Below are 14191 nucleotides of genomic sequence, written 5' to 3' on the forward strand. Positions count from 1 at the left end.
AAAAAAGGGCTTCTAAAAATCAGAAAACATGCTATGTTGATTTGGTCCCGTGCTCGATAGGAGGGGCGCTTCGCGGTCGTCACGAACGTGGAGCGCGGGATGCGGTGGCCGCAGGATGTCGCAGCGTGCTCGGATGGCGCGCGGACGAACGGCATCTTGCGGACGTGAAGTCGCGTGGTCCTGGCATCCCGACGCTGATGCCAAGTTGGCGGGTGATGATGATCCTGCTGGCGACGGTGGCCAAAGAGCCGGAGCACCGGGGAGATCGCGAAATAAGCGTGAAAACCATCGCGCAGGGAATGCCGGATGTCGGCTGGACCTGTGGTGACTGCCGCCTGCTTTTTTTCTGCAGGCGGGCCATGGGTTGCGGCCTGCAGCCCGGCATTCCCTGCGCCCTCCGTTGGAGGAGGGTGGACGAGATCAGCATTACTCGGGCACGTCGTGCCGCGAGAACAATTTTGCATGATTGGACGCCGTGATTGTGAGCGCCGCAATTCAGAATTTCTCCGCGGGACCCTCGACTTTCCCTGCTTTGCTTGCAGTGACCGAGAAGGGGAGTTTCGTCGTTGCGCACTCCTCGTGATCCGCTCGTCGCGTCAACTTTTATGAGCTTTGATCTAGCGCCGCCCTCCGCTGTCGTCTCGGGCAAGTCCCGACGCCGCGCCAGCGGCGGCGGGGCGCCGACCCGGGATCCATGACCACAGGGAGAGGTTGTTACGCCGGATGCCGGACGCGTCTTGCTTTATCACTGCCCCCTGTCGTTATGGGTCCTGCGTTCGCAGGGACAACAGCGGAGGTTTCGGAGGGGCCGCAGGCCGATCCGCATTCTTGCGAGTGTGTCGGCCATGCTACTCGCGTTGAGGTGCGATCAGATGCCCAACGCCTCCAGCGCCATCGCCACATCGCCCGTCGAGCGCACCAGCACGGCCTTCAGCCCGCTGGCGAGGGCGCCATCGATGTTCTCGGTGAGATCGTCGAAGAACACGATGCGCTCGGCGGGCACGCCGATCGCCTGCACGACGTGGTCATACGCTTCGGCATCCGGTTTGCGCAGCCCGATCGACGACGACAGGAAGATCTCGCGGAAGTGACCGAGCAGGTCGGCATAAACAGGCGAGAAGTGCGCGATATGCGGCTGGTTGGTGTTGGAGAATGCGTAGAGCGGCAGGCTCTCGGCCGCGCGGGCGAGCAGCGCGGCGATGCCGGGCATCGGGCCGACGAAGATCGCATTCCAGCCTTCGAGGAACTGGGCGTCGCTGATGTCGATGCCGAGCCGGGTGCGCAGATGCGCGAAGAAGGCGGCGTCGGAGACCGTGCCGCGTTCGTGGCCGTGATAGATCTCGTCGCGCACGAAGCGCCCGGCGAGATGCTCCGGCGCGCAGCCGGCATGCGCGGCCCAGCGCGAGACGACCTGGACGAAATCGATGTCGATGACGACGCGGCCGAGATCGAACAGCAGCGCATCGGCCGCGCCGGGGCGGAGATCGGAAGGGAGCATCGCAACTCGCGTCTTGATCCGAGGGAAAGCCCTCGGAGGTCCTCCTCAGTAGCGGTACGGCTCGATGTCGACCAGCGGAAACGCGCTGAACACGCCCGGCATGTTGGTGGCGGTCGCCGGGTGCAGGTAGCTCGGATCGAGCTCGGCGAAGGAGGTGACGCCGAGCAGGCCGAGCGTGCGAATGACCTCGTCCTCCAGGAGCTCCAGCATGCGCAGGATGCCGTCCTCGCCGGCGGCGGCGAGCGCCCAGCATTGCAGCCGGCCGATGCCGACGAGGTCGGCGCCGGAGGCGATCGCCTTGACGATGTCGGTGCCGCGGCAGAAGCCGCCGTCGACCATGATCCTGGCGCGGCCCTTCACGGCCTGCACGATCTCCGGCAGCACATGCATGGCACCGCGGCCATGATCGAGCTGGCGGCCGCCATGATTGGACACATAGATCCAGTCGACGCCGTGATCGACCGCGATCTGTGCGTCCTCGGCGGTGGCGATGCCCTTGATGATCAGCGGCAGCTTGAACTTGTCCTTGATGAGCTTCACCGTGTGCCAGCTCAGCGCCTTCTGGTGGTCGCCGCCGGTGGCGCGCAACCGGCTCTCGCGCACGTAACGTTTGGCGATGTCGCGCTCGCGGCGGCTGTAATGGGCAGTGTCGACGGTCAGGCAGAATGCCGTGTAGCGATTGGCGACGGCGCGGCTGACATAGTCCTCGACGAAAGCGTCGTCGCCGCGGACATAGAGCTGGAAGATGCGCAGCGCATCAGGCGCTGCTTCTGCGGTCTTTTCCAGACCGGGCTCCGTCACCGAGCTCAGCATGTGCGCCGCGCCGAACCGACCGGCGCCGCGGGCGACGCTGGCGGCACCCGCCGGATCGAAGATCTCGAGCGCGCCGACGGGAGCCAGCACGACCGGGAGGCGCAGCCTGCGCCCGAACGTCTCGACCGAGGCATCAACCGTGGAGACGTCGCGCAGCACGCGCGGACGGAATGCGATCTCGTCGAGCGCCATCCGGTTCCGGCGCAGCGTGGTTTCGGTTTCCGTGCCGCCGACGATGTAGTCCCAGGCATTCTGGTTGAGCAGGGCGCGCGCCTTGCGGATGAACTCGTGCAGGTTCTGGAACTTCTCGTCGCTGGCGCCGAGCTCGACATTGCGCCACCCGGCCTCGATCGGGGTCTGTTGGTTCATGCCTGCCTCCCAGCACGCGTTATCATTTGTTATCCAACATCACCCATCGAACGGGCCATGCGCAAGCCATTCCGAACTGCGGCCCGCGCGGGAGCCGATTGCGCCCTGGTTTGCGCAGGATTGGCGCGGGGCGTAAGCGTGGGCGAGGCCGTGATTCGCGCCAGCGGACACGACTCGTTGAGTTGTGATCACCGTAGGCCCGTGAAAGACCGGAAAATTGCAACCACGCGGGGGGCGAGGCACGATCGCGATCTTGATTTCGGGCTTCGAACGTCCATTTCGGCCATAGCCCCGCCCGCCTCGGGCAGGCCTTTGGCGGGTCTCGGACGAACCTTGTGCGGGCCTCGGACAGGCCGTGTCCAGGTCTTGGGCAGGAACGTCCGCTGGAATATCGGCCTTGAAGAAACCGGAAATGTGGTGTGAGTTCGTAAGCCAATCCTGCCGGCGCCGCGTTCGGACAATGTAATCGGCCGGCCACCAAAACAAACGCTCGGGAAGCAAAGCAATGCGGAAAAACTGGCTGTTCTTGGCGGGCACGATGACCGGCATCGGACTGACCCTGATGGTCACGGGGCCCGATGGCGCGCAACTCGTTGCCCGGGCCAAGGCGGCGGCCGGCATGGCCGATACCTATTCGCAGCTCAATTTGTTCGGCGCCGTGTTCGAGCGTGTTCGCGCCGACTACGTCGAGAAGCCCAATGATCCCGCGCTGATCGAGGGCGCCATCAACGGCATGGTGTCCTCGCTCGATCCGCACTCGCGCTACATGAACGACAAGTCCTGGCGCGACATGCAGGAGACTACGTCCGGCGAATTCGGCGGACTGGGAATCGAGGTCACCATGGAGGATGGCCTCGTCAAGGTGGTCGCGCCGATCGACGATACGCCTGCGTCCAAGGCCGGCATCCTGTCCGGCGATCTCATCGCCAAGATCGATGGCGATGCCGTGCAGGGCCTGACGCTCGAACAGGCGGTCGCCAAGATGAAGGGCGGCGTCGATACCAAGACCAAGCTGACGATCGTCCGCAAGGGCAAGGACGCGCCGCTCGATGTCGTGCTGACGCGTGAGATCATCCGCGTGCGCCCGGTGCGCTATCACACCGAGGGCGGCGATATCGGCTACATCCGGATCACCTCGTTCAACGAGCAGACGACCGAGAGCCTGCGCAAGGCGATCGCCACCATCTCCCGGGATATTCCGCAGGAGAAGCTCGTCGGCTACGTGGTCGACCTGCGCAACAATCCCGGCGGCCTGCTCGACCAGGCGGTGTCGGTCTCGAGCACCTTCCTGCCGCGTGGCGAGGTGGTCTCGACCCGGGGACGCAATCCCGAGGAGACGCAGCGCTTCACCGCCCGCGGCGGCGATCTGACCAAAGGCAAGCCGCTCGTGGTGCTGATCAACGGCGGTTCGGCCTCGGCCTCCGAGATCGTGGCGGGCGCGCTGCATGATCACAAGCGCGCGACGCTGGTCGGAACCCGTTCGTTCGGCAAGGGCTCGGTGCAGACCATCATTCCGCTCGGCGCCGGCAACGGCGCGCTGGCGCTGACCACGGCGCGCTACTACACGCCGTCGGGCCGCTCGATCCAGGCGCAGGGCATCGGGCCGGACATCGAGGTCAAGCAGGACGTTCCGGACGAGCTGAAGGATCGCACCGACATCAAGGGTGAAGCTGGGATGCGCGGCCATCTGTCTGCCGCCGACGGCACCGAGCAGACCGGCTCGCAATCCTACGTTCCGCCGGACGAGAAGGACGACAAGGCCCTGCACGCGGCGTTCAACGTGCTGCGCGGCGTCACCGTCAATGCCGACGTCCGCGCCAAGGCGGCGGTGCCGAACTGAATTTCGGGAGCCGCAGAACCGCTGCGGCGTCGGTGGCCTTCAGACCCGACGGGGCGGCTTTGAAGCCGTCCCGTCGCGGTTTTTGACCAGTTGTGTACAGGCGAACACGGTTCGTGTCCGTCTGTGTCGATAATTCAGATTGCGCCGCACGCGTTCAAGCAGCGGACGGTGCGATCGGCAGATACGGTTTGGATTTGGCCTGTGAAAACGGCTCAAATTTCGACGGTATTTATCGGTTTCGGAACCGGCAGGCGTCAGGCCGCATCCGAACGCGGACCGCGTCCAAATGAGCTGGCGGTGCGGCCATCGGCGCGATGCGCGGCGAACAGGCCTCTCACTTCGGCCGCCGGCCTCGGAGGGCTGAACAGATAGCCCTGCATCTCCGAGCAGCCGAGCCGCTTCAGCACCTGGCGCTGCGCCTCGGTCTCGACGCCCTCCGCGGTCGTGGACATCTTACGGGTCGCGGCGATGTTGACGACGGCCTGCACGATGCTGGCCGACCCTTCGGACTCGGTGATGTCCTTGACGAAGCAGCGGTCGATCTTGATCTTGTCGAACGGAATCCGCTGCAGATAGCTCAGGCTGGAGTAGCCGGTGCCGAAATCGTCGAGCGCGATGCGGACGCCGAGTGCGCGCAGCTGGTGCAGGGTGTCGAGCGCATCGTCGTCGCGGATCAGCACGGCCTCGGTGATCTCGAGCTCCAGCCTGTGTGGCGACAGGCCGGAGGTCGCAAGCGTATTGGCGACCTTGAGCGCCAGGGTGCCGCTCTTGAACTGCACCGGCGAGACGTTGACGGCGAGCCGGATGTCGTCCGGCCAGGTCGCGGCTTCGGTGCAGGCGACGTGGAGGACGCGTTCGCCGAGCTGGTGGATGAGGCCGGTGTCCTCGGCGATCGGAATGAACTCGGCCGGCGAGACGTAGCCGCGGGTGGGATGCTTCCAGCGCACCAGCGCCTCGCAGCCGACGATGCGGTCGTCCTGCAGGCTCAGACAAGGCTGGTAGTACACTTCGAGCTGATCGTCGAGGATTGCCTGGCGCAGGTCGACCTCGAGCTGATGGCGGGCCTTGACCTGCGCATCCATCTCCGGCTCGAAGAAGCGCCAGGTGCGGCGGCCCGCGGCCTTGGCGGCGTACATCGCCAGATCGGCGTTCTTCATGATCTGGTCGAGATTGGTGCCGTGCTCGGGGATCATCGCCACGCCGATCGAGGCGTCTGCAGTGAGCTGATGGCCGAGACAGTCGCGCGGGGCGCGGATCGCGGTGAGGATATCCTCGATCAGCTGCTCGACGTCCTCGCGGTTGCGGATCGCAGTCTGGACCACTGCGAACTCGTCGCCGCCGAGGCGGGCGACGAAGCCCGATTTGCCGACGCAGGCGCTCAGGCTTGCCGCCACGGATTTCAACAGCTCGTCGCCGATGAGATGGCCGAGCGAATCGTTGACGCCCTTGAACTCGTCGATGTCGATGTAGTGCAGGGCGAGCCTGTGGCCGAGGGGGACGTTGCCGAGCTCCTCCTTGAGGCGCTCGTGGAACAGGGTACGGTTCGGCAGATCCGTCAGCGCGTCATAGTGCGCCAGATGCGTGATCTGCTCCTCGGAGCGTTTGCGCTCGGTAATGTCCTCATGGGTGGCGAGCCAGCCGCCACCGGCGATCGGCTCGTTGACGATCTGGATCCAGCGTCCGTCCGTGGTCTCGATGATCTGGGAGGTCTTGCGGCCGATGTCACGCAGCACCGCATCGGCATATTCGCTGTCGTCGCCGGCGAGCGAGCCGGAGGCTTTGCGATGAGCAATCAGCTCGCGGAAGGTGCAGCCGGGTTTCACGATGTCGGCCGAAAGCCCGTACATGTCGATGTAGCGCTGATTGCTGATCACCAGGCGTTCCGATGCATCGAACAGCAACAGGCCCTGGGTCATGTTGTTGACGGCCTTGTCGAGCCGTTCCTTCTCCAGGATCAAGCGCAGGTTGGACGCCTCGTGGTCCCGCAGCAGCCTGCGGACGACCACGTAGAGCATGGCGGCGATCAGGACGACCGATATGATTCCAACGCCAATCAGAAATCGCATCTGCTCGCGCCAGTCGGCGAGTGCTGCCGATCTCGTCGTCGTCGCGGTGACGATCAGCGGATAGCTCGTCAGACGGTGCGAGGCGCCGATCCGTTGCTCGCCATCGACGGGACTGCTGAAGATGCCAGTGGTGTTGCCGTCGTCCGCGAGGATCTGGCGGAAGATCGGCGCGTCGCGATAGTTCTGACCGATCATGCCCTGGTAGCGCGGGTGGCGTGCCAGCAGGGTGCCGTCGCGATGCATCATCGATATCGCGGCGTCAGGGCCGAGTGCGACGGACGCAAAGAACCGTTCGATATTGACCGGTTCGAGACCGCGGCTGATGACACCGAGGAATTCGCCGTGTGCACCGGTCAGCTTGAGGGCGATGACGGCAATCAGCGTCCCGGTGACGCGGCTCACGACCGGTTCGATCAGCATCTGCGGCGCCGCAGGATCGGACTTCAGGCGCTGAAAATAGGATCGATCCGCGATGCTGACCTTGGGCACCGGCCAGTTCGCAGCGGAATTGATCAGGTTGCCGTCGGAATCGAAGATACTGACGCTGCCGACATAGGACAGCGCGCTCAGCTTGCCCTTCAGCATGGCGTTGACTTGCGCCGTTCCCATCTGCTCGCGGAAGCGCGCGCTGTCGTCGATCCTGCTCTGCCGGACGTAGTCGGCGAGATCGCGCTGAATCGCGATCAGGTCTTCCATCTGCTGGTCGAAATGGCGTGCGAGCAGGAGAACGGTATTTTCCAGCTGTCGCGTCGCGCCGTCGAGCGCGCGCTGCCGAAAGCTGTCGGCCATGATCGTGGCGCCGATCGCGATGGCTGCAATCAGCGTGAGGCCTCCGCCTACGAGCCAGCGGATCGGGCTGCCATGGTCCGTCGAAGCTCTGATGGCGCGTGCTGCGCTGGCCTTTGTCGTCATCGGTCCCAAAACACGCTCGAATTAGCGTTCCGGGACGGACGTTGACGTCCTTCCCACCTCTATCGCTACAAGCCCGCGATGGAAGTGAGGTTAGCAAGTTGAGTTAGCGAACGCTTAATTTGAGGTTGTATTTGGTCTCCAGATACCATTACGCGCGATAATGTCCGGATTTTCCGCCGATCTTCTCCGTCAGGTGAATACCTTCGATGCGCACGCCGCGCTCGGCGGCCTTGATCATGTCGTAGATGGTCAGGCAGGCGACGGACACGGCGGTGAGCGCCTCCATCTCGACGCCGGTCGGCCCGGTCACCTTGACGGTCGCGCTCACGATGCAGCCGGGCAGGGCGGCGTCGGTCGCGATGTCGACGGTCACCTTGGACAGCGCCAGCGGATGGCACAGGGGAATGAGCTCGGACGTCCGCTTCGCAGCCATGATGCCGGCGATGCGGGCCGTGCCGAGCACGTCGCCCTTCTTGGCGTTGCCTGACACGATCAGCTCCAGCGTCGCCGGGCTCATCACGACACGGCCTTCGGCCGTGGCAGTCCGCTCTGTTGCATCCTTGTCCGAGACGTCGACCATGCGCGCTTCGCCGCGGGCATCGATGTGGGTGAGCGACGGTCCGTCAGGCGATCGGTCAGCCATGGCCGGCTACTCGGCCGCGCTTGCGGAAGAAGCCGCATCACGCGCGAGCAGGGCGCGCGTCGCCGCCGTCACATCGGCCTGCCGCATCAGGCTTTCGCCGACCAGGAAGGTCTGGATGTCGACGCGGGACAGCCGCGCGAGATCCGCCGGCGTGAAGATGCCGCTCTCACCGACCAGCAGGCGCTCCTTGGGCACCAGCGGCGCCAGCGCTTCGGAGGTGGCCAGCGTGGTCTCGAAGGTGCGCAGGTTGCGATTGTTGATGCCGATCATCGGCGAGCGCAGCTTCAGGGCGCGGTCGAGCTCGGCACGATCGTGGATCTCGATCAGCACGTCCATGCCGTGGGCGATGGCGGCAGCCTCGATGTCGGCAGCGGCTGCGTCATCGAGCGCGGCCATGATGATCAGGATGCAGTCGGCGCCATGCGCGCGGGCCTCGACCACCTGATAGGTGTCGAACATGAAATCCTTGCGCAGCACGGGCAGGGCGGTCGCGGCGCGTGCGGCGACCATGAAGTCCAGATGCCCCTGAAACGACGGCGTATCGGTCAGCACCGAAAGACAGGCGGCACCGCCGGCCTCATAGGCCTTGGCGAGAATGGGCGGATCGAAATCGGCGCGGATCAGGCCCTTCGACGGCGAGGCCTTCTTGACCTCGGCGATCAGCGCGTAGTCGCCGTTCGCGTGCTTGCGCCGGATCGCCGCGACGAAGCCGCGCGGCGCAGAGGCCTCGCGCGCTCGGGACTCGAGCTCCGCGAGCGGAGAGGCGCGCTTGGCGGCCGCGATCTCCTCGCGCTTATAGGCCTCGATCTTGGCCAGGATGTCGGACATGGCGCGCTCCGATAGATCAGCTGTTGGAGATTTCGATCAGCTGCTTCAGCCGCGCGGCGGCGGCACCGCTGTCGAGCGAGTCCCTGCCGATGGCGACGCCTTCCTTGAGCGTCTTGGCGCGGCCGGCAACGACCAGCGCCGCGGCGGCGTTGAGGAGGGCCACGTCGCGATAGGGGCTCGGCATGCCGTCCAGCACGCTCTGCAGCGCCACCGCGTTGGCCGCGGCGTCGCCGCCCTTCAGCCCGTCGCTTCCGCACAAACCGAGCCCGGCTTCCTCGGGCGAGATCTCGAAGGTTCGGATGTGGCCGTGGTCGAGCGCGGCGACGAAGGTCGGGCCGGTCAGGGTGATCTCGTCGAGACCATCGGAGCCGTGCACCACCCAGGCAGCCTCCGAGCCGAGGTTCTTCAACACCTGGGCCAGGGGCTCGACCCATTGGCGCGAGAACACGCCCACCATCTGGCGCTTGACACCCGCCGGGTTGGACAGCGGTCCGAGCAGATTGAAGATCGTGCGGGTGGCGAGCTCGACGCGGGTCGGGCCGACGTTCTTCATTGCCGGATGATGGGCCGGCGCGAACATGAAACCGATGCCGGCCTCGTGCACGCAGCGCCCGACCTGATCCGGCTTGAGATCGATCTTGACGCCCAGCGCGCCCAGCACGTCGGCTGCGCCGGAGCGCGAGGAGAGGGCGCGGTTGCCGTGCTTGGCGACGGGAATGCCGGCGCCTGCGACAATGAAGGAGGCACAGGTCGAGACGTTCACCGAGCCCGATCCGTCGCCGCCCGTGCCGACAATGTCGACCGCAGTCTCTGGTGCGTCTACCCGCAGCATCTTGGCCCGCATGACACTGACGGCGCCGGTGATCTCGTCCACCGTCTCGCCGCGCACGCGCAACGCCATCAACAGCGCGCCCATCTGCGACGGCGTGGCCTCGCCCGACATCATGCTGTCGAAGGCGGACGCGGCCTCCTCGCGTGACAGGGCCGCGCCGGTCGCGACCTTGCCAATGATCGACTTGAGATCGTTCATCGCCTCACTCAGCGTCCGTTACTGGTTGTTGCCCCCGACCACCTGCGCAACGGCGGCCTCGTTGATCGTCGTACCGATGTCCTTCTCGAGCTTCATGACATAGGCCGTGCCCTGCTCGTCGGCGAGCGCGCGCTGCAGCGAGTCCTTCAGCTTCTTGATGTCTTCGGACGCGAGATCGACCTTGGGATCGACGATGTCGGTCACGCGGAATACGATCCACTGCCGTCCACCCTCCGCTTCGGTCTGGCCGACGCCATCCTTGGCCGTGCGGAACGCCGCCGTGATCGCACCAGCGGGGACGCCGGGAACGGTCGCATCACGCTTGAACGCGCTGGCAGTCTCGACCTTGAGACCGAGCGCAGTCGCCTCATCGGCAAGCTTGCCGCCCTCGTTGAGCTTCTTGACCAGGTCGGTGGCCTTGGTGCGCAGTTTGGCCGCGACCTCGTCGTCGCGCCATTTGGCTGCGACCTGGTCCTTGACCTCGTCGAGGGTGCGGTCGCGTGGCGGGGTGATGCCGAGAACCTCGAACCAGACGTAGCCGCCGCGGAACGAGATCGGCTCGTTGTCGACGCCGACATCGCTGTTGAAGGCCTGCGCCACGACGTCGAGGCCGAGCGGGATGTTCGGCACCGGCTGGCCGTTCGGCTGCTTGCCGGACCTGTCGACCGCTTCGACCGCCACGGCATTGAGCCCGAGCTTCTTGGCGGCCTCGGCGACGCTGGCACCGCCGCCGCGCTCGTCTTCCATCTTGTCACGCAGCGTGGCGACCTGCGACTTGGCACGGTCGGCCGCGATCTCCTTCTTGATGTCGGCAGCGACGCTCTCATATTCCGGCTGCTGGCCCGGCTGGATCGCGCTGACCTTCACCAGTGCCACGTTGAACGCGCCCTTGACCGGCTGGCTGACCTCGCCGGTCGGCAGCGAGAACGCCATGTCACCGACGGCAGGATCGAGGATCGCCGATTTCGTGACCAGCCCGAGATCGAGGTCGGCCGGGTTGAGGTTGCGCTCCTTGGCGAGCTCGTCAAACGTGACTTCACCGGCTGCGATCCGCGCCCGCGCCGCCTGGGCTTCCTCCATGGTGGGGAAGGTCATCTGCTGGACCTGGCGCTTCTCCGGCGTGCCCATCAGCGCCTTGCGCTGGTCGAACAGCTTCCTGGCATCCTCGTCCGACACCGTGGTCCACTTGCCGATCTCCTCCGGCGTGACCAAGACAAACGAGATCTTGCGATATTCAGGCGCCTTGAACTGCGCTTTATGCTCGTCGAAATAGGACGCGAGAACTTCTGGCGAGGGCGCGTCGATGGTGCCGGCCTGCGCGGCGTCGAGCTTGATGTAGTCGACCGAGCGCTGCTCGTTCTGGAAGCGGCTCAGCGCATCGAGCATCGCGTTGGACGGCTCCAGCCCGGCGGCGATGGTGCCGGTGATCTGCCGCCGCAGCGACTGCCGACGCTGGTCGGCCAGATAGCGCTGCTCGGTGAAGCCGAAATTGCGGATGATGGCCTGGAAGCGCTGCGGGTCGAACGCGCCGTTCGGGCCCTTGAAGTTGGGGTCGCTGAGGATCACCCGCATGGTCTCGGCGTCGGATTGGCCAAGACCAAGACGGCGAGCCTGCTCGTCGAGGGCGGCCTCCGCGATCGTCTGCTGCAGCACCGAGCGATCGAGCCCGAACATCCTGGCCTGGTCCATGGTCAGCGGACGGCCGAGTTGGCGGCCGATCTGCTGCAGCCGGTCGGTGTAGATCTGGCGGAACTCGTTGATCGAGATCTCGGTACGTCCCACGGTTGCAGCCGTCGACTGCCCGAAGCCGCGGAAGATGTCGGCGATGCCCCAGACGCCGAAACTGACGATCAGCACGCCCATGACCACCGCCATGATGGTCTTGCCGAGCCAGTTTGATGAGGCCTTGCGTAATCCTCGAAGCATGGGTCCAATCTGTCTGCAGGAAAAGGGATGAACAGGACGCGCCTTGATGCAGATTCCGCAAAAGGGCGTCACCGATTTGAAACGGCTTATAAAGAGGCAACCGCCCGGTCGCAACCTCGGCTCTGAGGCGGATTGAAGCGGTGGGAAGGGCGTTCGCGCTCTGGTACTCCTCAAAGGGCTCTGCTAGCCGATGTCCGTCGCAACGTTTGCTGGAATCCCGCCATGACCGACCGCATCCGGCCCCTGATTGCCGGCAATTGGAAAATGAACGGCCTCAAGGCCTCGGCCGCCGAGTTCGAGGCGATGCTGGCGGGGGCCGCCGAGGTCACCGCGAAGGCTGATCTCCTGGTGTGCCCGCCGGCGACCCTGCTGGCAGGCTTTGCCGAGAAGGCGCGCGGTACGAAGGCCCTCGCGGTCGGTGCCCAGGATTGCCACGCCAAGGCGTCGGGCGCCCATACCGGCGACATCGCAGCGGAGATGCTGGCGGATGCCGGCGCGAGCGCCATCATCGTCGGCCATTCTGAGCGGCGCGCCGACCATGGCGAAAGCGATATCGTGGTGCACCAGAAGGCCGAAGCCGTGTGGCGCGCCGGACTGGTCGCCATCGTCTGCGTCGGCGAGACCCAGCAGCAGCGCGACGCCGGGCAGACCTTGGACATCCTGCGCGGCCAGTTGAACCTCAGTCTGCCGCAGGGGTCGCGGGCCGACAACCTCATCGTGGCCTATGAGCCGGTCTGGGCGATCGGCACTGGACTCACGCCGACCACCAGAGATGTCGAGCAGATCCATGCGTTTATCAGGCAATTGCTGATCGAGCGCTTCAACGGCGAGGGGGCGCGGATGCGCATCCTCTATGGTGGCTCGGTCAAGCCTTCCAACGCCGCCGAGCTGATGGCGGTCGCGAACGTCAACGGCGCACTCGTGGGCGGCGCCAGCCTCAAGGCGGGGGATTTTCTCGCAATTGCGAAAGGGTGTTGAAGGCGGTTGTTGAAAGACGGTCTGAGCAAAGCGTGCCAACGCGCGCTTCAGGCCGTCTCTCCGATCCGCTTCCAATAGATCTTCGTGCCGGTGAGGCCGCCATGCGGCTTCAAGGCGTAGTCCGGGATGATGCCGGTGAGCTGGAAGCCGAGGCCTTCATAGAGCTCTGAGGCGCCGCCATCGACGGCGGTATCGAGCACCAGCATCGTGCGCCCGTGCTGGCGGGCAAGGCCTTCCGCGGCACGCAGCAGTGCGGTGGCGACTCCCCGTTTGCGGTGGCTGACGCGCGTCATCATCTTCGCGATCTCGGCGCGATGCGGCTGGTTCGGCGGCAATTTCAGCAGCAACGTCACCGTGGCGATCACATCCTGGCCGTCATAGGCGCCGAGCACGATCCGCTCGCCCCGCTCGGCCGATGCAAGCGAGGCGTGCCAGAACTCGTCCGCGTCCTCCGGGGAGAGCGGATGCATGAAGCTGACCGAGCCGCCATTCGCCACCGTCTCGATCAGCATCGCGGTCAGCGCGGCCCGGATCGGAGGCGTGTCGGTCAGGGCTGCGATTCGAATCGGGGACATTCTCAACTCCGGGCAAGCGCCACGACGTAGACGCAGGGTGCGTCGGTCTCGTTGGCAAAGGTGGTGTCGATCGGCGGGCCGAAGCCGAGGCAGTCGCCGGGGCCGAGCACGTGGCGTTCCGCGCCTTCCGTGATGCTCAGTTGTCCGCTCTGTACCCAGACGAGCTGGCGGATGTGGATGTAGGAGGAGGCCGGCAAGGTCACGCTGCGCCGGGCGGGCATCTCGACGGTGACCAGCTCGATCGGGTGATCCGGCCTGAGAAAGACCTGGCGCCTGAGGTAACCGGTGTCGGGGTCGCGCCACACCGGCTGCCCGGCCGCTTTGGACAAGCGTTCCGACTGCGCTTCGGCGCGCAGCATCAGGCCGGCCAGCGTGAGATCGAAGGCACTCGCCAGCTTGACCAGCACGACCGCGGTTGGGCTGACCTCGGCGCGCTCGATCTTGCTGATCGTGGCCTTCGACACGCCAGAGCGTTCGGCGAGGTCGGCCAGGGACCAGCCACGGCTGTCCCGTTCCAGAAGCAGGCGTCGGGCGAGCCGTTGACTGAAATCGTCCACAATTAGATCCATTCGTCTCTAATAATAGAAATCGGATTGTCCGGCAAGTCCCGGCGCTGAACGTCGCGACGGGCGCTTGTGCGGAGTGTGGCTGCGATTATCTGCGGGGTGGCGTTGCCCGACATGATCGTGTAACACCGCGCAAATTTCCGAATA

The 14191-nt window shown here is 65.4% G+C and carries 12 protein-coding genes; 3 read left to right on the forward strand and 9 right to left on the reverse strand.

What is annotated here, in order from left to right; translation table 11 throughout:
- The first annotated feature begins 125 nt into the window (after positions 1-125).
- The gene (locus tag S58_RS38160) at positions 126-479 is read left to right on the forward strand and encodes a hypothetical protein (RefSeq protein ID WP_015666622.1); all 354 of its coding nucleotides are present in this window, start codon (positions 126-128) and stop codon (positions 477-479) included.
- A gap of 389 nt (positions 480-868) precedes the next feature.
- Here S58_RS38160 and S58_RS17220 read toward each other — a convergent pair whose 3' ends face one another.
- Together S58_RS17220 and S58_RS17225 are read right to left on the reverse strand one after the other, a co-directional pair.
- The gene (locus S58_RS17220) at positions 869-1498 is read right to left on the reverse strand and encodes an HAD family hydrolase (protein WP_015666623.1); all 630 of its coding nucleotides are present in this window, start codon (positions 1496-1498) and stop codon (positions 869-871) included.
- 45 nt (positions 1499-1543) lie between these two features.
- Positions 1544-2680, reverse strand: coding sequence for an alpha-hydroxy acid oxidase (locus S58_RS17225; protein WP_015666624.1), 1137 nt, complete (start codon positions 2678-2680; stop codon positions 1544-1546).
- Between the two features lie 505 nt (positions 2681-3185).
- Here S58_RS17225 and S58_RS17230 point away from each other — a divergent pair.
- Positions 3186-4520: a S41 family peptidase gene (locus tag S58_RS17230; protein WP_042339710.1), complete on the forward strand. Its 1335-nt coding sequence runs from the start codon at positions 3186-3188 to the stop codon at positions 4518-4520.
- A gap of 254 nt (positions 4521-4774) precedes the next feature.
- Here the strand turns inward: S58_RS17230 and S58_RS17235 are convergent, their stop codons facing one another.
- From S58_RS17235 to S58_RS17255, 5 genes are all read right to left on the reverse strand, one after another.
- Positions 4775-7498: a bifunctional diguanylate cyclase/phosphodiesterase gene (locus tag S58_RS17235; protein WP_015666627.1), complete on the reverse strand. Its 2724-nt coding sequence runs from the start codon at positions 7496-7498 to the stop codon at positions 4775-4777.
- A 148-nt stretch (positions 7499-7646) separates the two neighbouring features.
- Entirely contained in the window at positions 7647-8141 is a 495-nt protein-coding gene (gene moaC, locus S58_RS17240) for a cyclic pyranopterin monophosphate synthase MoaC (protein WP_015666628.1), read from the reverse strand.
- Positions 8142-8147: 6 nt separating this feature from the next.
- Positions 8148-8969, reverse strand: a complete 822-nt coding sequence (gene trpC / locus S58_RS17245; protein ID WP_015666629.1) for an indole-3-glycerol phosphate synthase TrpC — start codon at positions 8967-8969, stop codon at positions 8148-8150.
- 16 nt (positions 8970-8985) lie between these two features.
- Positions 8986-9999, reverse strand: coding sequence for an anthranilate phosphoribosyltransferase (gene trpD, locus S58_RS17250; RefSeq protein WP_015666630.1), 1014 nt, complete (start codon positions 9997-9999; stop codon positions 8986-8988).
- Positions 10000-10017: 18 nt separating this feature from the next.
- Complete coding sequence (locus S58_RS17255; RefSeq protein WP_015666631.1) at positions 10018-11925, reverse strand: peptidylprolyl isomerase; 1908 nt, start codon at positions 11923-11925, stop codon at positions 10018-10020.
- A 222-nt stretch (positions 11926-12147) separates the two neighbouring features.
- Here S58_RS17255 and tpiA point away from each other — a divergent pair, with 222 nt between their 5' ends.
- Complete coding sequence (gene tpiA / locus S58_RS17260) at positions 12148-12903, forward strand: triose-phosphate isomerase (protein ID WP_015666632.1); 756 nt, start codon at positions 12148-12150, stop codon at positions 12901-12903.
- A gap of 47 nt (positions 12904-12950) precedes the next feature.
- Here tpiA and S58_RS17265 read toward each other — a convergent pair whose 3' ends face one another.
- Both S58_RS17265 and S58_RS17270 read right to left on the reverse strand, forming a co-directional pair.
- Positions 12951-13478: a GNAT family N-acetyltransferase gene (locus tag S58_RS17265; RefSeq protein WP_015666633.1), complete on the reverse strand. Its 528-nt coding sequence runs from the start codon at positions 13476-13478 to the stop codon at positions 12951-12953.
- A 2-nt stretch (positions 13479-13480) separates the two neighbouring features.
- Positions 13481-14047, reverse strand: a complete 567-nt coding sequence (locus S58_RS17270) for a helix-turn-helix domain-containing protein (RefSeq protein WP_015666634.1) — start codon at positions 14045-14047, stop codon at positions 13481-13483.
- Between the last annotated feature and the right edge of the window lie 144 nt (positions 14048-14191).

Origin of the sequence: Bradyrhizobium oligotrophicum S58, from assembly GCF_000344805.1 — a bacterium.
GTDB lineage: Bacteria > Pseudomonadota > Alphaproteobacteria > Rhizobiales > Xanthobacteraceae > Bradyrhizobium > Bradyrhizobium oligotrophicum.